Origin of the sequence: Thalassospira sp. HF15, assembly GCF_011806525.1 — a bacterium.
GTDB lineage: Bacteria > Pseudomonadota > Alphaproteobacteria > Rhodospirillales > Thalassospiraceae > Thalassospira.
In genome coordinates this window covers 181,855-202,239 of record NZ_JAAVKI010000004.1, presented here as the reverse complement: position 1 = coordinate 202,239, position 20,385 = coordinate 181,855, and the positions used below count along the sequence as shown (strand labels likewise).

20 protein-coding genes are annotated in these 20,385 nt (G+C 55.4%); 6 read left to right on the top strand and 14 right to left on the bottom strand.

Annotated features, from left to right (window positions below; translation table 11 throughout):
• Nucleotides 1-63 precede the first annotated feature (63 nt).
• A complete protein-coding gene (dxs, locus tag HED22_RS10275) occupies nt 64-1,983 on the top strand; it encodes a 1-deoxy-D-xylulose-5-phosphate synthase (protein WP_167721818.1) in 1,920 nt (639 codons plus the stop codon).
• A 79-nt stretch (nt 1,984-2,062) separates the two neighbouring features.
• Here the strand turns inward: dxs and HED22_RS10270 are convergent, their stop codons facing one another.
• From HED22_RS10270 to dctP, 7 genes are all read right to left on the bottom strand, one after another.
• Entirely contained in the window at nt 2,063-2,851 is a 789-nt protein-coding gene (locus HED22_RS10270) for an SDR family oxidoreductase (RefSeq protein ID WP_167721816.1), read from the bottom strand.
• Between the two features lie 101 nt (nt 2,852-2,952).
• Nucleotides 2,953-3,672, bottom strand: a complete 720-nt coding sequence (locus tag HED22_RS10265) for a YkgJ family cysteine cluster protein (protein WP_167721814.1) — start codon at nt 3,670-3,672, stop codon at nt 2,953-2,955.
• 254 nt (nt 3,673-3,926) lie between these two features.
• On the bottom strand, nt 3,927-5,453 hold the full coding sequence (locus tag HED22_RS10260) for a malonyl-CoA synthase (protein ID WP_167721812.1): 1,527 nt from the start codon (nt 5,451-5,453) through the stop codon (nt 3,927-3,929).
• A gap of 12 nt (nt 5,454-5,465) precedes the next feature.
• Entirely contained in the window at nt 5,466-6,782 is a 1,317-nt protein-coding gene (locus HED22_RS10255) for a malonyl-CoA decarboxylase (protein ID WP_167721810.1), read from the bottom strand.
• Entirely contained in the window at nt 6,782-8,098 is a 1,317-nt protein-coding gene (locus tag HED22_RS10250; protein WP_167721808.1) for a TRAP transporter large permease, read from the bottom strand. The genes HED22_RS10255 and HED22_RS10250 overlap by 1 nt, the downstream gene beginning before the upstream one ends.
• Before the next feature lie 12 nt (nt 8,099-8,110).
• A complete protein-coding gene (locus HED22_RS10245) occupies nt 8,111-8,800 on the bottom strand; it encodes a TRAP transporter small permease (protein ID WP_167721806.1) in 690 nt (229 codons plus the stop codon).
• 100 nt (nt 8,801-8,900) lie between these two features.
• Entirely contained in the window at nt 8,901-9,908 is a 1,008-nt protein-coding gene (gene dctP / locus HED22_RS10240; RefSeq protein ID WP_167721804.1) for a TRAP transporter substrate-binding protein DctP, read from the bottom strand.
• A 20-nt stretch (nt 9,909-9,928) separates the two neighbouring features.
• On the opposite strand from dctP, the gene HED22_RS10235 reads away from it, so the two are divergent.
• From HED22_RS10235 to HED22_RS10225, 3 genes are all read left to right on the top strand, one after another.
• Nucleotides 9,929-10,216: a hypothetical protein gene (locus HED22_RS10235; protein WP_167721802.1), complete on the top strand. Its 288-nt coding sequence runs from the start codon at nt 9,929-9,931 to the stop codon at nt 10,214-10,216.
• An 8-nt stretch (nt 10,217-10,224) separates the two neighbouring features.
• Entirely contained in the window at nt 10,225-10,902 is a 678-nt protein-coding gene (locus tag HED22_RS10230; RefSeq protein WP_064790068.1) for a GntR family transcriptional regulator, read from the top strand.
• A 62-nt stretch (nt 10,903-10,964) separates the two neighbouring features.
• Nucleotides 10,965-11,705, top strand: a complete 741-nt coding sequence (locus tag HED22_RS10225; protein ID WP_167721800.1) for a TlyA family RNA methyltransferase — start codon at nt 10,965-10,967, stop codon at nt 11,703-11,705.
• A gap of 33 nt (nt 11,706-11,738) precedes the next feature.
• On the opposite strand, the gene HED22_RS10220 is transcribed toward HED22_RS10225, so the two are convergent.
• The 3 genes from HED22_RS10220 to HED22_RS10210 form a co-directional block, all read right to left on the bottom strand.
• Nucleotides 11,739-12,167, bottom strand: a complete 429-nt coding sequence (locus HED22_RS10220; RefSeq protein WP_167721798.1) for a heme-binding protein — start codon at nt 12,165-12,167, stop codon at nt 11,739-11,741.
• A 119-nt stretch (nt 12,168-12,286) separates the two neighbouring features.
• Nucleotides 12,287-12,763 (bottom strand): DUF2269 family protein, encoded by a 477-nt coding sequence (locus HED22_RS10215; protein ID WP_167721796.1) that lies wholly within the window; start codon nt 12,761-12,763, stop codon nt 12,287-12,289.
• Nucleotides 12,764-12,820: 57 nt separating this feature from the next.
• Entirely contained in the window at nt 12,821-13,426 is a 606-nt protein-coding gene (locus tag HED22_RS10210) for a TetR/AcrR family transcriptional regulator (protein ID WP_167721795.1), read from the bottom strand.
• A 173-nt stretch (nt 13,427-13,599) separates the two neighbouring features.
• Here HED22_RS10210 and HED22_RS10205 point away from each other — a divergent pair, with 173 nt between their 5' ends.
• On the top strand, nt 13,600-14,688 hold the full coding sequence (locus HED22_RS10205; protein ID WP_167721793.1) for a hypothetical protein: 1,089 nt from the start codon (nt 13,600-13,602) through the stop codon (nt 14,686-14,688).
• Between the two features lie 31 nt (nt 14,689-14,719).
• Here the strand turns inward: HED22_RS10205 and HED22_RS10200 are convergent, their stop codons facing one another.
• From HED22_RS10200 to fabI, 4 genes are all read right to left on the bottom strand, one after another.
• A complete protein-coding gene (locus tag HED22_RS10200; RefSeq protein WP_167721791.1) occupies nt 14,720-15,334 on the bottom strand; it encodes an intradiol ring-cleavage dioxygenase in 615 nt (204 codons plus the stop codon).
• 180 nt (nt 15,335-15,514) lie between these two features.
• Nucleotides 15,515-16,738, bottom strand: a complete 1,224-nt coding sequence (locus HED22_RS10195) for a hypothetical protein (protein ID WP_167721789.1) — start codon at nt 16,736-16,738, stop codon at nt 15,515-15,517.
• A gap of 48 nt (nt 16,739-16,786) precedes the next feature.
• On the bottom strand, nt 16,787-17,890 hold the full coding sequence (gene aroC, locus HED22_RS10190) for a chorismate synthase (protein ID WP_167721787.1): 1,104 nt from the start codon (nt 17,888-17,890) through the stop codon (nt 16,787-16,789).
• 83 nt (nt 17,891-17,973) lie between these two features.
• A complete protein-coding gene (fabI, locus tag HED22_RS10185) occupies nt 17,974-18,804 on the bottom strand; it encodes an enoyl-ACP reductase FabI (RefSeq protein WP_167721785.1) in 831 nt (276 codons plus the stop codon).
• A 204-nt stretch (nt 18,805-19,008) separates the two neighbouring features.
• Between fabI and HED22_RS10180 the strand changes: the two genes are divergently transcribed.
• Nucleotides 19,009-20,367, top strand: coding sequence for a YihY family inner membrane protein (locus tag HED22_RS10180; RefSeq protein ID WP_167721783.1), 1,359 nt, complete (start codon nt 19,009-19,011; stop codon nt 20,365-20,367).
• The last annotated feature ends 18 nt before the right edge of the window (nt 20,368-20,385 follow it).

Genomic DNA, 20,385 nt, shown 5'->3' with positions numbered 1-20,385 from the left:
GGCGCCATAACAGTCACCCTGTTGTAAATAACGCCATACAAAAAATTGAAAATCGAGATCGGAATGAGCACGACCTCCAAGACCCCGCTGCTGGATACCATCAATACCCCTGAAGAGCTGCGCACATTGCAGCCTGCCCAGATGAAGCAGGTTGCCGATGAATTGCGCGCCGAGGTGATTGATGCGGTATCGGTCACAGGCGGACATCTGGGGGCGGGGCTTGGTGTTGTCGAGCTGACCGTTGCGATCCACTACCTGTTTGATACGCCCTATGATCGTTTGATCTGGGATGTCGGTCATCAGTGCTATCCGCATAAAATCCTGACCGGGCGGCGTGATCGTATCCGCACCATCCGTCAGGGTGGCGGGTTGTCCGGTTTCACCAAGCGGTCCGAATCCGAATATGATCCGTTCGGGGCTGGTCATAGCTCCACCTCGATCTCGGCAGGCCTCGGTATGGCGGTTGCCAACCAGCTTTCCGATGACAAACGCAAGAACGTGATTGCCGTGATCGGTGATGGGTCGATGAGTGCGGGCATGGCCTATGAGGCAATGAACAATGCCGCCGCCACCGACCAGCGTTTGATTGTGATCCTGAATGACAACGACATGTCGATTGCCCCGCCGGTGGGATCAATGTCGGGGTATCTGTCGCGTCTGATTTCGGGCAAGGGCTATCAGGGCTTACGCAATGCGGCCAAGGGCCTGACCAAGCATCTGCCGCGCCAGATCGAAGAAGCCGCCCGCAAGCTTGAAGAATATACCCGTGGCATGGTCACGGGCGGGACCCTGTTTGAAGAGATGGGCTTCTTCTATGTCGGGCCGATTGATGGTCACAACATGGATCATCTGTTGCCGGTTCTAAAGAACGTGCGTGATGCCGATGTTGATGGCCCGATCCTGATCCATGCGGTGACGCAAAAGGGCAAGGGCTATGGCCCCGCCGAAAATGCCGCCGACAAATATCATGGCGTTGCCAAGTTTGACGTTGTGACTGGCAAGCAGGCCAAGCCGACGCCGAACGCGCCAAGCTACACCAAGGTGTATGGCGAAACGCTGGTGAAGCTTGCCGAGAAGGACGAGAAAATCACCGCGATCACCGCCGCCATGCCATCAGGCACGGGCGTGAATATTTTTGCCGATCATTTCCCTGATCGTGCTTTTGATGTCGGGATTGCCGAACAACACGCGGTGACCTTTGCCGCCGGGATGGCGTGCGAAGGATACAAACCGTTCTGCACGCTGTATTCGACTTTCCTGCAGCGCGGCTATGATCAGGTCGTACATGATGTTGCGATCCAGAACCTGCCGGTGCGTTTTGCCATGGACCGCGCCGGTCTGGTCGGCGCGGACGGCGCGACCCATGCCGGGGCCTATGACATTGCCTATCTGGGCTGTTTGCCGAACTTCGTTCTGATGGCAGCTGCTGATGAGGCGGAACTGGTGCATATGACGACGACCGCATGGGCGATTGATGATCGGCCATCTGCGTTCCGTTATCCGCGCGGCGAGGGTGTTGGCGTTGAAATGCCAGCTGAGGGCAAAGTCCTTGAAATCGGCAAGGGTCGTATCCTGCGCGAAGGTGGCAAGATTGCCATTCTTTCTTATGGTACGCGACTGGCCGAGGCGCTTGTTGCGGCTGAGGATTTGGCTGCACGCGGTCTTCCGGCGACGGTGGCCGATGCGCGCTTTGCCAAGCCGCTGGATCATGAATTGATTGCGGACCTTGCGCGCAACCATGAAGTCCTGATCACCATCGAAGAAGGGTCGATCAACGGCTTTGGCGCGATGGTTCTGCAGCATATGGCAGGGCAGGGATTGCTGGATAACGGCCTTAAGGTCCGCACCATGGCATTGCCTGATGCGCTGATTGATCACGACAAGCCGGAAATCCAGTACGAGAAGGCCGGGCTTGATGCCAAAGCCATCGTCAAGACAGCGCTTGGCGCACTTGGCATGAGCGAGAACAAGGCGCGCGCCTGAGCGAAGCGAAGACTTTCCGAAAAACAAAAGGCCGGTCGTCAGAAATGACAGACCGGCCTTTTTTCATTCTTTGGCTGGTTTAATCGACGTAAATCATCTTATGCGTCATGCCGCCATCAATGCGGATGGTTTCGCCGGTCATGAAGCCTGACTTGTCACCATCCAGCAGGAAGGAAACGGCCTGTGCGATGTCGTTGGGGGTGCCGACACGACCCACCGGGTGCTGTGCCTTGTCGGCGACGCTGTGATCGGGGTTGGTTTTGTTGGCCTTTTTCTGCCAGTCACCGACTTCGATCCAGCCCGGTGCGATGGCGTTGACGCGAATGGCGCCAGAAAGACTGACGGCCAGGGCATGGGTCAGGGCAACGATGCCGCCCTTTGACGCTGCATAGGGTTCTGTGTTGGCCTCTGACTGGAAGGCGCGGGTGGAGGCGATATTGATGATCGCGCCCTTGGTGTCACGCAGGTGCTGTGTCGCGTGTTTGGTCGCAAGAAATACACCACCCAGATTGACGTTGATCACGCGTTGCCATTGATCCCATTCAAGGTCTTCGATGTTGGGCACGTGCGGATCGGCAATGCCGGCATTGTTGATCAGGCCATCGATGCGGCCAAACCGGTCAAAGCATTGCTGAATGGCAAGCTTGATATCGGCTTCAACCGCGACGTCGCCCTGAAAGAACAGCGTGCGGTCGCGCTCTTTAGCATCAAGGGTATCAATGGCCTCGTGCCCAGCCGTTTCGTCGATATCAAACATTGCGACCTTCCAGCCAAGGCCCAGAAGATGACGTGAAATGCCAAGGCCAAGCCCCTGTGCGCCGCCGGTGATGAAGGCCACGCGCGGTGCTTGTGCGGACGGGTTTTGCATGTCTGCCCCATTGGTTTTGATGGCAAGGTCAGGCGGCTGCCCAACCCTTGAGGAACCTTGGGGAAATGGTCGTGTTTGCGCGAAATTGCAAGGCGTTTATATCAGGCCGATGCCGGTCCGTTTTCAAGTCCGTTATCAAGCCGATCCAGCAGGGCATGGACAAAGCCTTTCTGCCGACCCTCAAGGCCGCGTCGGGTTGCCAGATTTTGCAGGGCTTCGGTGGCCTCGATATGCAGGCGATAGTGGCCGGGGTCCTGATCAATGCGGGCCGTTTGCTGTGCGCTGTCGCCAAATACCATGGCGTGGCACAGACCGGCATCCGCCGAGGTAAAGGCACGGCAGGTCAGCGGGCGCATGTCATAGATGCTGCAACGGTCCTGCTCATCAAGCAACGGACAGCGGGCGCGAACCTCATTGGTTTTAGTAAACTGTTCAATTTCATTGGCCGCAACGCGCAGACGATCCAACAGGGCGTTTGTTTGCGCGGCCGTGAAAGTTGCCTTGATGTGGGATGCGATCAACTCAGTCACGCCGGGTGGCACACTGACAAACAGGTGGCAGCAGGCACTGCATTGATCACGGCAGGCGCGCGGCTGCGGGTTGGGGAAGCTGTCACGCAAAAGGTTTGATGCCTGTTCGAGCATCGCCATGGTGGCCTGTGCGGCATCGGCAAGCGTTTCGGACGCATCAAGTGTGCGGTCCAGCTCCACGCGGAAATCGGCAAACATCTGTTCGTAGCGACGCGATGCCTCTTTTGTCAGGGCGCCGGTCTGGGCGATGTTGCGCGAAACCCGGTCTATTGCATCATCAAGCTTGGTCATCAATCCCAGTTATTTTTGTTTCTGGTATTTTTGGACGCGCCTTCAGGTTGAATTCTAATTTAGCATTGTTTGCGTATATTCCCTAATAATTGCACAACGTTAGAAATGACGGATTTCGATTTCCGTGGAGCAGGCAAAAAAAACCGGCCAGATAAATCCGGCCGGAAGGTTGGGTCAGAGACCCGATGGGTGCTGCGGGGCAGGGCTTTCTGTTAGCAGGAAAGCCCTGTGCAGCGGGAGTATGGCTACAACGTCTAGGTCGCAGGGGAGGTAAAGGTATCTTCGTATTGCTTGCGCAACTGGGCCTTTTGAATCTTACCCATGGTGTTGCGCGGCAGTTCCTTGATCACCCAGATGCGTTTGGGGACCTTGAATTTGGCAAGCTTGTCCTGGGTGCGTTTGATGAGGACGTCGGTGTCGGGCTGATCACCATTGGCAGCCACAATCACACCGGCAACGGCTTCGCCAAAGTCCGGGTGGGGCAGACCAAAGATCGCGACTTCGTCGACCTCGTCATACTCGGCGATGACTTCTTCGACTTCCTTGGGATAGACGTTAAAGCCACCGGAAATGATCAGGTCCTTGTCACGGCCAACGATGGTGACATAGCCGTCTTCGCCGATGGTGGCGAGATCGCCGGTGATGAAGAACCCGTCAGACCGGAATTCGGATGCGGTTTTTTCCGGCATCTGCCAGTAACCCTTGAAAACGTTCGGGCCACGGACTTCAAGCACGCCGATTTCACCAGCACCAAGAACATTGCCATCCTTGTCACACACGCGTGCCTCGATCCCGGGCAGGGTCGGGCCAACCGCACCCGGACGGCGTTCACCATCAAGCGGGTTGGAGGTGTTCATGCAGGTTTCGGTCATGCCGTAGCGTTCAAGGATCTTGTGCCCGGTGCGTTCAAAGAACGCGTCATGGGTTTCGGCCAGAAGCGGGGCCGAGCCCGAGACAAACAGACGCATGTTCGCGGTCACATCACGTTCAAACTTGGGATGCGCCAGCAGGCGGGTATAGAAGGTCGGAACGCCCATCAGGACGGTGGATTGCGGCAGACGTTCGATCACGTCATCGGCATCGAATTTCGGCAGCAAGATCACCTTGCCGCCATTCATCAGCATGATGTTGATGGCGACAAACAGACCGTGGGTGTGAAACAGCGGCAGGGCATGCAGCAGGGTATCGCCCGGCTTGAAACCCCATGCCTGATGCAGGGTCTTGGCGTTTGACCCCAGATTGTTGTGGGTCAGCATCGCGCCTTTGGATCGGCCAGTCGTGCCCGATGTGTAAAGGATGGCAGCAACGTCATCCTTGTTAGCATCGACAATATCGATCAGGGGTTTGACGTCGGAAGCCTCGTCATTGAGGCTGCCATCGCCGTTTGTGCCCAACGACAGAACAGCGGCGACGCCGTTTTGCGCCCCGAGTTTGTTGGCCGCATCCATATGGGCCGGACGGCAGACAAAGGCGCGCGGGGCTGCGTCGCCAAGGAAATAGGCGATTTCATCGCCGGTATAGGCCGTATTGAGCGGCAGGTGAATGGCACCAAGTTGCAGGCAGGCAAGATAAAGCGCGATCACATCTGATGATTTGTCGACCTGTGCGGCCACCCGGTCGCCCTTGACCACGCCATGAGCGGCAAGAACAGCTGCATAGCGACCGGTCTGATCCAGCAGCCAGGCAAAGCTGCGTTCGGTGCCGTCGCGTTCGATCAGGAACGTGCGGGATTTGTCGGCCGGAAAACGGTCCAGAAATGTTTGAAAAAGATTATCTGACATGGTCATACCTGTTTAAATTCCGGCAAGTTGTGCGACGGATTTCGATGTGGCGATCTTTCCGTCATTCATCAGTGCTTCGTGGTTTTTCTCGATATCATCAAGGTGATAGGCGTAATTCACCATCATGCCGCCCGCCTGACGCAGACCCTTGTCCGACGTGTCGCCAAGCCAGTTCAGGCGTTCAAGCTGTGCACCATTGCCAAGATGGAACCGCGCGGTGGGATCAAGCGGGGATTTGCCGCGCTTGCAGGTGGCAAGATAGGTCGCACACAGCGAAAGCGTCGGCTTTTGCAGCTTGGCGACTTTGACCGGATCGTTGATCCAGCCATCCTCGCTTAAGCCTTCAAGTACCTGACCGGCAAGCTGGGCGTCGTTGGCCTTGCTTTTCTGACGGGTGCGCAGCCAGCCCATGAAGCCCGGAATGGGCGACAGGGTGGCGAACTGTTTGAGCTGCGGGAATTCGCGTTTGAGTTCCTCGACCACCTGTTTGATCAGGAAGTTGCCAAATGAAATGCCCTTGAGCCCCGCCTGACAGTTGCTGATCGAATAGAAGATTGCCGTGTTGGCGGTTTCAGGCGCCTTTTCGTCAATGGCGGGTGCCAGAAGCGCCTGAACGCTGTCGGCCAGACCATGGACAAGGGCGACCTCGACAAAGATCAGAGGATCGTCCGGAATGGCCGGATGGAAGAAAGCAAAGCATTTCCGGTCGGTCGCCAGACGACGGCGCAGATCTTCCCAGCCCTGAATTTCATGGACCGCTTCGTAACGGATCAGTTTTTCAAGGATGGCGGCCGAGGTGTCCCAGTCGATATGGCGCAGTTCAAGGAAACCACGGTTAAACCAGCTGGTCAGCAGGTGCTGCATATCGGCATTGAGCGGTTCAAGATCACGGTTGTTTTTCAGAAGCCCGATCAGGGTTTCACGCATATCGACAATGGCCCGCGTTCCGCCCGGCGCCATGTTGATCTTGCGCAGCAGTTCCTGACGGATCGGCTCGGACGTCTGGGTCAGGACCGCCAGATTTTCCTCGGACGGGTCCTTGGCAAAGGCCTCGGCGGCTTTGGTGACTTTTGCGCGGTCTGCACTAAAGTCGTTCTGCATCATTCGGAAGAAGGCCAGATGGTCTTCTTCTGGCAGGTTTTCCCAAAGCCGGACGACTTCGCGTGCAGCCGCAGTGCCGCGTGCCTCGCCCTTTTGCGACACAAGGTCCTTGCACATGGCACCGAGCTGCTTGAGCGGCTCCTGCGGGGTGGAAATCGGCAGATCAAGCAGTTCCCGACCACGATCAGCAATGCTTGAAAGCCAGCTTTTGACAGACATGCCTGACATTAGCGTCCTCCAATAACCGTTTCCGGAAGCCAAGTGGCGATCTGCGGGAAGAAGCACAGAATGACGATTGCCAGAATCATGCACACAACATAAGGGAACGCGCCCTTAAGGATGCTTTGCAGGCGGATGTCCGGGGCAATGCCATTGATGACATACAGGTTCAGGCCGACCGGCGGGGTGATCAGACCGATCTCCATGTTGATGGTCAGGATCACGGCAAACCAGTAGGGGTCGAAACCGGCATTGATGATCACCGGCAACAGGATCGGCGCACTCATCAGGATCACGGCAACCGGCGGCAGGAAGAAGCCACTGATCAGCAGGAACACGTTGATGAAGCCCATCAGGACCCAACGGTTGACCTCAAGGGCGGAAATCCACTGGGCAATCGACTGGGTGATGAACAGCGATGACAGCATATAGCTGAACAGGCCAGCCGCCCCGATGATGAGCAAGATCATCACCGACTCTTTGGTGGTGTCACGCATGACATTCCAAAGCTGGCCCGGTTTCCACATGCGATAAACGATCATTGCCGTAATCAGGCAGAACAGCGCACCAACGCCTGCGGTTTCCGATGGGGTGGCAACGCCGCCATAAAGGGCAAACAGAACGGCACCAATGATCACCAGGAAGGGCAGAACACGCGGAAGGATTTCAAACTTTTCCTTCCAGCTGTATTTGACCACACCAAGGGCAGCCTGGGCATTGCCCTGACGCCAGGTCGAATACAGTGACCAGGACATGAACAGGACCGTTACCAGCAGGCCGGGCAGCAGACCGGCAAGGAACAGGCGTCCGATGGATGTTTCCGTCGAGATGCCATAGACGATCATGGTGACACTTGGCGGGATCAGGATGCCCAGCGTACCGCCAGCAGCAATCGAGCCGGCCGCGACGGTATCGGGGAAGCCGCGTTCGCGCATCGCCGGGATACCCATCTTGCCAATCGCAGCACAGGTTGCAGGCGACGAACCCGACAGGGCAGAAAAGATCGCACAGGCGCCAAGGTTTGAAATCACAAGCCCGCCCGGGACACGGGTCAGCCAGCGATCAAGTACGGAATAAAGGTCGCCGCCAGCACGCGACGAGGCCACAACCGCGCCCATCAGAATGAACATCGGGATGGCGAGAACTTCGAAACTTTCAAGTTTGCCAAACAGAATTTCGGGCAAAAGCGGAAGCGATCCGGTGCCGTCAAAGATGACGATAAAACCGATGCTGACCAGTAGAAGGCCGATACCAACCGGAATTCCTGAGAAAAGAACAAGTGTGGTCGCGATGCCAACAATGGCCGCAAGAAGCAAGGGATCCATGGTGCGGCCTCCTTAAAATGCGCCTTCGCGAATATCGAACGGGGTCGATCTGCGGGTGATGAGGGACAGAAAATCGGCGAAGAACTGCAAGAACAGCAAACCGAAACCAATCGGCAGGGCAGAGAACGGTTTCCACAGCGGAACGGCCCAGATGGTTTCGGACAACCAGCCGCCTTCATAGGCTTCGATCACCAGTTCCAGACCATAGAAAGCAAACATTGCTGCGATGGCCATGCCAAAGAGCAGGGTGACAACGGCAAGGGTCATGCGGGCGCCACGTTTGAGATAGAGCGGCAGCAGATCAACATTCACATGACCGCGCAGCAACTGCACATAGGGCAGGCCGACAAGGGTTGCGCCGATCATCAGGAAAATAACGGCTTCGGTCTGCCAGACGGTTGAGTCGTTCAGCACATAGCGCATGAAGACCAGCTGGCAGATGATCAGCATGGCAACCGCAAACATGGTTGCCGAGGCAACGCCACATACCCGCGATGCAAAATGGATGGCGTTGATCACCGGATCAAGCGGCCCCTTGGGCGGTTGGCGGTATGTATTGGCGGCTGCATCCTGCGGGTCGATTGGCTCGACATCGGGCGGAGGTGGCATATCTGATTTAACGGAATGCGACGCACTTGGGGTCTGCGCGAAATCATCGGGCAGATCAATGGGCAGTGGGTGCGGGGACATGGCGTTCGACACGCGCTTACTCCTCTGACGTAACCGTATTGATCGGTATTATGTCTTCTTGGGGAATTGGGTGGTGCCGGAAAACCGGCACCACCGACACATCAGGGATGGATCACTTTACAGCAAGTGCCATATCCAGAAGTTCCTGACCGTTCGGGGTTTCTTCCACGAACTTGGCATAGGAGGTTTTCATGGCGATCGCCTGCCATGCTGCGAAGTCCTCGTCAGAAAGATCGGCGATTTCCACGCCGGCTTCCTTGAAGACTTGAACACTGTCGGAGTCCTGTTTGCGGCCTTCGGCGGTGTAATAGGCTTCTGCCTTTTTCGCAGCAGCGGCCAGTGCATCTTTCTGCGCATCATTGAGCTTGTCATAGCTGCGCTTGGACATCAGGACCGGCTGATACATGAACCACAGCGCGTTGCCTGCGGCAGGCGTGTAGCATTTGACCTGCTCGTAGATACGATAGGAGACAAAGCTGGAAGAGCTGGTGTTTGCGGCATCAAGAACGCCGGTCTGCATGGCCGGATAGATTTCCGAGCTCGGCATGGCGGCGATGGAACCACCGGCACCCTGCAGCATCTGTTCGAAGGATTTACCAGCAGCACGAATCTGCATGCCTTTGACGTCTTCAGGCTTTTTGATGCAGCCCTGGGTGGAAGCAAAACCACCTGCGAGCCAACCCTTGGCAACGGTGACAACACCGTCCTCATTGAGGAGCTCTTCGATTTTGGCCATGAACGGGGATTCGTTGATACGCTGCGCGTGGTCATGGTTTTTGACCAGAGCAGGCATCAGCGTCAGGTTGGTTGCCGGAATACGACCACCAGCATAGGCCAGCGGATAGACAATCATGTCAAGCTGGCCGCGCGTCATCGGGGTCCACTGTTCTTTTGCCTTGAACAGCGAGCCGGACGGGAAGATCTGGATTTCCAGATCGACATCAGCAGCTTTGACTTCATTGGCAATGATCTCTGCCACCTTGTGGCGAACATCGCTGGTCGACCACTGGTGCGACAGTTTAAGCGTTTCGGCACCGGCCGACGCGGACATGCCAAAGGCGGCAACGGACATGGAAATGGCGGCGACGGACGCCGTAAGAGTCTTATTGAAAATCTTCATCTTTTCCTCCCGGATGAAGCATGCGTTTTGAATGCATTGTGACGGTTATTGCGCGTCTTTTTATTGATGCGGTTTTCGCATTGGAGGGAAGCGTTACAGATTTCTGGCATGCTGTCCATGCAATTTTGTATACCAGAAGAGCATTTTGCAGTGCCACAAATGCGCGGGCGAGTATTCGTCGCCATGTCGCAGCAATCCGGGACGAAACTTTTGCAACGCAATACGAAAACCTTGCAAGGCAGCATGGAAAAGGCTTTGATTGGTACCACGTAATATGTTCTGGTATACCAGTAGGTGTTGATGAATGAGGGTGCACATGTCGCAAAACGGAAAGCTTGCCACCGATCTGGTGCAGAAACTTGAACGCGATATCGTGACCGGCGTGCTCAAGCCCGGCGACAAGCTTGATGAACGTTCATTGAGTGAGCGTTTTGGCGTTTCGAGGACCCCTGTGCGCGAGGCCTTGCAGACCCTTGCCGGATCAGGGCTGGTGGCGACCATGCCGCGTCGGGGCACCATTGTGGCGTCCATTACGGTTGCCGAACTGATCGAAATGTTCGAAGTCATGGCCGAGCTTGAAGCCATGTGTGCCCGTCTGGCGGCACGGCGCATGCCGCGTGTTGATATTGAAAACCTGATCGCGCTTTCTGAGGAATGCAGTGCGCTTAAGGATCACGCGGATGCCGATGCCTATTACGAGGCCAATGTGCGTTTCCACGAGGCGATCTATGCCGGATGTCGCAACAGTTTCCTTGAACGTCAAACCAAGAATGTGCGCAACCGTCTTGCCCCTTATCGCCGTTTGCAACTGCACCGTCCGGGACGTGTGAAGACGTCAAACAACGAGCATGCCGATATTCTTAATGCGATTTCGAATGGCGAGGCGGAAACAGCCGGCAAGCTGATGCAGCAGCATGTGGCGGTGCAGGGCGAATCGCTTAATGATCTTCTTGCAATCGTACCGCGCGGATATCTTGAGCCGCTGGCAAGCTAAAACCTCCTTGTTTCACTTACCAAATGCGTGACCTTTTTGGGCGGTTACGTTAAAACGCGCTCATGGCAAAGAAACGTTTGGATCAGTTGCTTGTGGAACGCGGACTGGTGGAAACCCGGTCCAAGGCACAGGCTTTCATCATGGCAGGCAATGTCTTTAGCGGCGAGCAACGGCTCGATAAGCCGGGCATGCCGTGCAAGGAAGACATTTCGATCACGCTGCGCGGGCAACCCCATCCGTGGGTGTCACGCGGCGGGCTTAAGCTTGAAAAGGGCCTCGCCGAATTCGAGATCGATGTCACCGGGTTTATCGGGGTTGATGTCGGTGCGTCTACGGGTGGTTTCACCGATGTGCTGCTTCAGAACGGGGCGGCGAAGGTGTATGCCGTTGATGTCGGGCAGGGGCAGCTTGACTGGAAGCTGCGCAATGATGACCGCGTTGTCGTCATGGAAAAAACCAATGCGCGCCATCTGACCGAAGAACAGATCCCCGATACCATCGATATCGTTGTGTGTGATGCCAGCTTTATCGGCCTGCGGACCGTGCTTCCGGCCAGTATGGAGCGGGTCAAGGATGGCGGTTATCTGATCGCGCTGATCAAGCCGCAATTTGAAGTCGGCAAGGAACGTGTCGGGAAAAAGGGTGTTGTCCGAGAACCCGAATTGCATCAGGAAGTCTGTGACACGATTTCTGATTGGCTTGCAAACTTGCCGGGCTGGGACGTGCTGGGCATTACCAAAAGCCCGATCACAGGTCCCGAAGGCAATGTCGAGTTTCTGATTTGCGGGCGGAAAATGGCCTGATCATTTGCCAGCCTTCCACCCGCAATCAGGAGATTACTTGCCGATCTTCTTCATGAAGAAATCAATGCCGGCCTGGGCGCAGTCCTGATCCTGCGGCGGGGTGCCGGAACTGACCCCGATACCGCCAACGCATTCCCCATCGACAAAGACCGGAAGGCCGCCAGCGACAATCGACAGGCGACCGCCAATTTCGGAATCGATGCCATAGGCCGGTTTGCCCGGTTGGGCGGCAGCGGCATATTCGTGCGTGCCCTTGCGTGCGCCCGATGCGGTAAAGGATTTGTCCTGGGCGATGGTGGCACTGGTGACCTTGCCGCCATCCATACGTTCAAACGCGATCAGAACACCGGACTCGTCGGTAATCGCAATGCACATCGGTACCCCGATTTCATTGGCGCGGTTGCGTGCGCCTTCGATCAGGATATAGGCATCCTCAATGGACAGGCGTTTGATGGTCAGCATCGGACTTCTCCCGGGAACTTAATGGAACTGGCGGCATCTTAGGCGCAGCGCCAAAAACCGATCAATCATATAAAACGGCTTTCCGTATGGTGGAAGGCAGTTGGGCTGTCGCCCTTTATTTAGAAGTTCTGGCGCGTGATCATGAAGTAAAGTGCAGCCAGCGGAAACAGGATGGCGATACGACCGACCATGTTCCAAAGCCTGCGGCATTTTTCGTAAGCAGCCGGCATTTCGGTTTCGCCGTTCGCCACGGTTTTTGCCGCGATCTTCGACATATAGATCTGCAGCGGCAAAAGCCCTGCCAGCCATAGCATCGCTGCCATGCCAAACAGGCTGATGCCATAGATCAGATACGGGGCATCTGAAAGCGATATGCCTGTCGCGTAGAAAAGACCAATGCCGCCAATCACGATCAGGGCAGACCCAAGGGTGGTGAAGGCCAGATCGGTAATATTGATCAGTCGGCAGGCAAAGGCGATCACCACCGGATCGTTGGTGCGGTCTGCCTGGATTTTCCAGACGGCCGAGACAATGATGTTGCCCAAAAACAGGATCGCGCCAAGAACGTGAATGAGTTTGACGGTTGTATATTCCATCGTGAGTTCCGGTTGGTTAAGGCAGATGCCAATAAGGGGACGGGGTGCGTTCGAATTTTACGCGCCTGCGGGGATGGTTAGATCTTCGGCCAGAAGGCCCAGAACGAAGCTTGAAAGATCCTGATCAGCGGGGGGCACGATCAAGCCATCAATCACCAGCATCGCGATGCCGTGTGCGCGGCTCCAGGCAGCAAGGGCACGGTTATAGGCGGTTGCTGCTTCTGTCAGGGTCATCTCGGCCTTGCGATCAAGCGAGGTGACAGCACGTTGCAGCACCTCGAACGCGTTATCAGCTGCTTCGCGCAGTTCAGGGTATTGGTCAAGCGGCGGGCGTTCGCGGCCAAAGATCAGACGGAAATGCTGCGGGTGTTCAACAGCGAACTGAACGTATGCCGCGCCAAGCGCCATGATGCGTTCTTCGTGGTTTTCCGTGCTGGCAGCGGCGACTTCAAGTTTCTCGGCAAACCGTTCAAACACGGCAATTGCCACTGCCGCCAAAATGCCATCCTTGCCGTCAAAATGACGGTACGGGGCTGCTTCCGACACACCGGTCAGCCGCGCCAGACGCCGCAGTGACAAACCAGCAGGGCCTTCTTCGGTCAGGATGTTTTCAGCTTGTTGCAGGAGGACGTTGCGGACATCACCGTGGTGATACTTTCCCATTTGCGCGTATCTCTATTTTCTTATGTTAACTTTGTTAACATTAACCGGCTTCGTATTGATAAACAAGTCTCATTTGCTTTGATATCGACCAGAAGATGATTTCGATATAGATTCTTGCGTGTATAATTTCCTGATGCTCTCGCATCAGTATGGTCTAATGAATGGATGGCAGAGTGATCGGTAAAACACGCATAGAAAAACGCCGTTTTTGGATTGCTCTGTTGTTCGCAGGTATCGTGTCTTCTTCATGGGGTACGTTCGGTAAATCTTGGTTTTATTCAGTTCCGTCAACGCTTGCGTTTGATGAGTTCAGCAAGCGTTGTCTCGCAAACATTGATGATTTCAATGGTCTGGAAGCGGATTTGATCCTGCGTCCTTACAAAATGGATGCAGAGACATTGCCACAGTGGATGAAGGATATTGGTGGCAGCGTCTGGCGCTATGCACACATAGAGCACGAAGATGTCGAAGTTACCCTAATGGCATTGGAAAATGTACTTTGCAGTGTTCATCTTGAGGGTGTTGATTTCAAAGAGCAAAACACGGCTCTTGTGAATAATTTACCTTTGGTTCCGGTTCAGTATCCAGAGGGCCACGAAAATGTCGAAGAGTATCTTTTACAGTTCAATTCTGCTTCAGAAGTAAAAGCCCGTGTTGCTATCGAAGGCGTGCCGGAAGAAGGGAATATTGGAGTCTTTGTTTTACTCGACGGTGGAGCGAAAGGGATAAGTAGCGGGTTGGGAGACGTACTATACGGCTCTCCGCCGGAAGACCTTTTGTATCAAGAGTTTGCTCGCCTATGTATTGATCACGTTGGGAAATGGGATCAGTTAATTGAGAATCCGCTCCTTTCCGGACAAGCAATGACTGAAGGCGAGATAAAGCGCATTGGGCCAGCAGTTTTGAGAGGTTGGGTTTATAGCGTTCCGCCTTTCAAGCATATGAAGATCAGCTTGATTCTCGACAATACAGGCGTGTGTACAGTTCACGGTTCAGGAAAAAATATCGGTGCGAATATCAAGGCTCTTAACCAGCACCAAAGGGTTACACAACTCGCTGTGAAGATGCCAACAGAAGAAGGTCAAGCACTCCGGCTGGAGAGTGATACTGTGCCTGGAGGCGTCGCTCTGGTAATGACGATGCCTGGCAGGACGAGCGATACAGGTGAACCCAGTCTTGTTATGTCAATCCAGTCAGAACAAGATTTCAAAAATACGGAAGGGTATTCTATTCGCGCTTTGAAAACACGAGGTTCTGACTAGCAGCGCGGGATGCTTGGAAAGTTGTCCACTCTTAGGCCAGCACGAAATCAAACCGCCCGATTTCGCCGTCACTGGCGGGATGCATATTCATCAGAAGAGCACTGTCAAACAGGTGATCGAGCTCGTTGAGCGGTTCATCGGGGAAGTAGAGCTGGGTGGTCAGTGTCCGGCCATTCGACGGGGTGACCTTGACGTGGTAATGCGGGGTGCGCCCGGCATATTCAGCAGGTCGGATGGTGTCAAAGTAATAGCGTCCCTGGGCATCGGTACGCTGATAGCCGCGCATGTTAAAGCCCTGATTGTCATACTGACCAGCGCCATCCGCATGCCACAGATCGACAATCGCATTGGCAATCGGTGTACAGGTGGCACTGAGCACATACCCAATCAGGGTTACCGGTGTGCCGCCCGTATCTGTTCGGAAATTGCGTTTTTCAGGCGGGTTTTGGGAATAAAAGGGCCCTTCGGTCATGGTGCGTGTCGGACCGATATCCTCGCCGCAGGCAGGGGTCTCCAAGAGGATTCTGTCATTGGCATGGCTGACCGGTGAAAGAATGGAATTTCCAATCAGTGCCGAGCCTGCTGCAAACCAGCCCTTAAGCGCAGATCTGCGCGACAGGCTGGATAAATCCAGATGTGCTGTCATTGGTCTTGCCTTTTCCCAACCGCATTTTGGGACTGTGTTTTTTGTTATGGTGTAAAGATGTGGTCGCGCCGTGAGACTACAAGACGCGGCATGGTAAAAATTACTTCGATCAACAAAAAAAATGCGCCATCCATGACAGGATGACGCAAGGGAGCTTGGTGCTTCAGGTTTCGGGGCGTATCAGGCGGGGCTGTTTTCGCTTTGATTTGATTGGGTTTCTGGTGTTTTTGCATCGGGTGCAGCTGATTGTGTTGCCGCTGGTTCCGGTGCGGCTGGTTTGGCCGGTGTGTTGGTGTTTTCTTCTGGCTTGCTCGATGTATCGGGTTTCGCCGTGCTGTCTGCTTTATCGGCACTCTCTGACGATGTGTCGGCGGGGGCTGTATTTGCCTCGGTCGTTTTCCCGGCATCGTCTGCAGGCTGTGTGGCGGCATCCTGTGAAGCCGCAGCTTGTGCAGGGTCAGCCGTTTGGGGTGCGGTCGCAGACTGTGGCGTATCTTGATTGGGGTCAGCGTTGCCGGCTGCCGTTGGCTTTGCCTCTGCTGCGCTTGGCGCTTCAGGGCTTGGATCTGCGGGGGCGGCTGGCGCGGGTGTTTCGGCAGGTGCCGCCTTGGCCGTATCCGGGGTGGCTGGGTTTTCCGGGGCAGGTTTCGTGTCGGGATCAGCTTTGGCGCCCTCATCCGCAGGCGGTGTTGCGGGGGTATCTTTGTCCGCACCTGTTTCGGTTTTTTCGGCTTCCGGTTCCGGGGTTTTGGCCGGGGCAGGTGCAAGGTCAACCGATGGGGATTTCGGGGCTTTTTGATCCTCGGGCCGGTCCGGTCTGATGAGGAATTTGTCAGCAAGTGTGTCCTTGCCGATCAGAAGCGGTTGATCAAGGCCACCCATTTCCAAAAGGCCGATTTCAACATCCCGCTCTACACCGCCCAGCTTAATGCGCGTTTTGATGACAGGGGCGTGCACGGGGGCACTGTTGGCACCGGTTTGCACATCACGAAAGCCTGCGACCGGCAAGGAAAGTTTCCAGACAATGGTGCGCGCCTTAAGCGTACTTTCAGGTGCCGGTGGGCTTTTGATGGTCAGCGAAAAGGATACCGAACCAGCGGGCTTTTCATCGTCATCATCGCCAGAGGCGGTTGTATCAGTGTCATCTGCGTCCTTGGAATCGTCGTCGACGTCAAGGTCGCTGACAAACAGGCAGGTTTGCGGCGCGGCCCCAAGGATCATGGCCGGAAGCCCCGAAATGCCCCAGTCGGGCAAGTTCACGGCTTCGTCCGCAAACAGAACGATGCGATTTTTCAGATGCGCGTCACTGCCAACCGACCCGGCGAGGGCGGGCTTTTTGTTTGACGCAGCAAGTGTGATCAGGGTTTTGAGCAATATCGGGTTCATGCCACTTAGACGCGGCATTTGACCCGTTGTGATGTGATATTCGCAAGACCCGACAAAGTCGGGAAATTAGCTTGGAAAATGTTTGTCCTTGTTCCAGCCTTCGCATTGAGCGCGATGGCGCAGAAGGTGGTCTGCCAGAACAATTGCTGCCATGGCTTCACCAACCGGAACGCCACGAATACCGACGCAAGGATCGTGGCGACCCTTGGTGACGACATCGACTTCCTTGCCATAGATATCGATGCTTTTGCGCGGGGTCAGAATGGAACTGGTCGGTTTGACGGCAAAGCGCACGACAATGTCCTGACCCGATGAAATCCCGCCCAGAATGCCACCCGCATGGTTGGAGCCAAAGACCGGCTTGCCATCGTCGCCCAAACGCATTTCATCGGCGTTTTCAATGCCGGTGAGTTCGGCGGCTTCAAAGCCATTGCCGATTTCGACACCCTTGACGGCATTGATCGTCATCATCGCCTTGGCGAGATCGGCATCGAGCTTGTCATAAACCGGATCACCCAGACCGACCGGAACACCGGAACAGACAACCTCAATCACCGCACCAACCGATGAGCCATCCTTGCGCAGGCCATCAAGATATTCTTCGAACACCGGCACGGCTTGCGCGTCCGGGCAGAAGAACGGGTTGTTATCAACCTCGTCCCAGTCCCAGTTATCGCGATTGATTTCCTTGGTGCCCATCTTGACCAGGGCCGCACGGATTTTGATATCGTCACCCAAAATCTTGCGCGCGATGGCACCTGCGGCAACCCGCATGGCGGTTTCACGGGCAGAAGACCGCCCGCCGCCGCGATAGTCGCGCGTGCCGTATTTTTCCCAATAGGTGTAATCGGCATGGCCCGGGCGGAACTGGTTTTTGATCTCGCCGTAATCCTTGGAACGCTGATCGACATTTTCGATCAGAAGGCCAATGGATGTGCCGGTGGTTTTGCCTTCGAACACGCCTGAAAGGATCTTGACCTGATCAGGTTCACGGCGCTGGGTGGTAAAGCGCGACTGACCGGGTTTGCGTTTTTCAAGGTAGTCCTGAATGTCGGCCTCGGAAAGTTCGAGAAGTGGCGGCACACCATCAACGACGCAGCCGATGGCCGGGCCGTGGCTTTCGCCAAAGGTGGTGAAGCGGAAAAGAGTTCCAAAACTGTTGCCAGCCATAACCGAATATCCAGAATTCAAATAGTTAAGAGACAAAACGGGCCGCCCATCAGGGCAGCCCGCAAAATCATATCATGCCCGGATCAGGATTTCTGGACATTGATGTCAGGTGCGTCTGCCTGCTTCATGCCAACGGTGTGATAGCCGCAATCGACATGATGGGTTTCGCCCGTAACACCGGTCGAAAGATCCGAAAGGAAATACAGACCCGAGCCACCAACATCATCAAGGGTGACGTTGCGGCGCATCGGTGAGTTGTATTCGTTCCATTTCAGGATATAGCGGAAATCACCAATTCCCGAAGCCGCCAGGGTTTTCATCGGACCCGCCGAAATTGCATTCACACGGATGCCATCCGGGCCAAGGTCATTGGCAAGGTATTTAACACTGGCTTCAAGGGCGGCTTTGGCAACGCCCATGACGTTATAGTGCGGCATCACTTTTTCGGCGCCGTAATAGGACAGGGTCAGCATCGAGCCACCGTCGGTCATCAGTTTTTCCGCGCGCTGTGCGACAGCGGTAAAGGAATAGACCGAGATGTTCATCGACATCGCGAAGTTTTCCGGCGACGTATCGACATAGCGACCGCGCAATTCGTTTTTGTCGGAGAAACCGATGGCATGCACGACAAAGTCAAGCTTGCCCCATTTTTCCTTGAGCGTGTCAAAAACGGCATCCATGCTGGCCGCGTCGGTCACATCACAAGGAAGAACGGTGTCGCTGCCGACCGATTCTGCGAGCGGGCGCACACGTTTCTCAAGGGCTTCGCCCTGATAGGTAAAGGCGATTTCGGCACCGGCAGCCGCAGCCGCACGGGCAATGCCCCAGGCAATGGATTTGTCGTTCGCGACGCCCATGATCAGGCCGCGCTTACCGGCCATAAGGCCCGAAATGTTGTCGGTGGACAGGCTCATATTTCCTCTCGTTCCCACGATCTCTCTATCTGGCAGGTAGAGGCATTCAAAAAAAGCCGCGACCGCCCCAGAAGGCATTAGACATTTGGCGCATCCTACACAAAGCGCGTCCAAGGTCAATCTGACCTGTTATAACGCGTGTAGGCGCGCTATCTTGTTGATCAGGTGCAGTATAACCGGAAAATGCGTGGGGATAAGCGTTTAATGGCCGATTTCCAGAAATTGCTCTCTGATCGAACTGCGTTCTGGCGCTATGCCATTATGCGTTTCGTGCATGACAAATCCGTGCAACGCGCGGCGGGATTGTCATACACGACGCTGCTGGCGATGGTGCCGTTTCTGGCGATTGCGCTGACTGTTTTGTCCGCATTTCCGGTGTTTGACCAGTTCAAGGATCAGATCATGGATGTGGTCCTGAATAACTTCCTGCCCGAAACCGGTGCGCAGGTGACAGATTATCTGGGCGGATTCCTGCAAAATACCGGGCAGATGACAGCAATTGGGACAATCGTTCTGGGCCTGACGGCGGTGATGCTGCTGTCAGCCATTGAAGGGGCGATGAATGATGTCTTCCGGGTGACCAGCCCGCGCAAATTGTTGTCGCGTCTGGTCGTATTCTGGACGCTTCTGACAGTCGGGCCGATGTTGCTCGGACTTAGCCTGTCACTGGCGTCCTACATCTTTGCCATGCGCCATCTTGTGGGGGGTGAGGCGCTTGGCGCGCAGATTGGCCAACTAACGTTTCTCGCACCGTTTATTCTGTCGGCTGCGGCGTTCTCGTTGCTGTTTGTCGGCATGCCGAACCGTTCGGTCGAGATCATTGATGGTGTGGCCGGTGGCGTCGTCGCAGCCGTTTTGTTTGAGACGCTGAAGAAGGCTTTTGCGTTTTATGTCACCACATTCCCGACCTATCAGACCATCTATGGTGCGGTGGCGATTGTGCCGATCTTTCTGTTGTGGATGTATCTGACCTGGATCGTGATCCTTTTGGGCGCACAGGTGGCCGCCGCGCGATCCGAATGGCGTGCGGCACGGGCCGCAGGGCTGATCCCTGATCCGCGCGGGGCAGTGCCCGGCCATATGGAACGGATCATCGCAGTGTTAAGGGTTCTGGAATATCTGCAGGGCCGTTTCCATGAGGCCGCCAAACCGCCGACCTATCGCAAGATGATGCGCGAAATCAAACTGGGTGGGCGTGATTTGAACTGGGCGTTGGCAGCATTGCGGCGTGAAAAACTGATCGATAGATCCGAAAGCCATCGCTGGTTGCTGTCGGGTGATCTGTCGCGGATTTCGCTGATGGATCTGATGACGCGTCTTGGGCTGTTTCTGGATTATGACCGGCTGCTGGTTGTGCAAACCGATGGCGGCTGGCCGGTCGCGATGCGCGAACGTTTGATCGAGCTTGAAAAGAAACGCCAGACAGTTCTGGATGTGAAGGTGGGGGAATTGCTTGATACACCGCGCCCAGAAGACAAAATCCCAGAGCAGATCAAAAAAGACCCGGATGAAGGCAAAACAGCGGATATTGATCAGAAAGAGATGACCGATACCATCAGCTGACAATTGGTCGTGCAATAG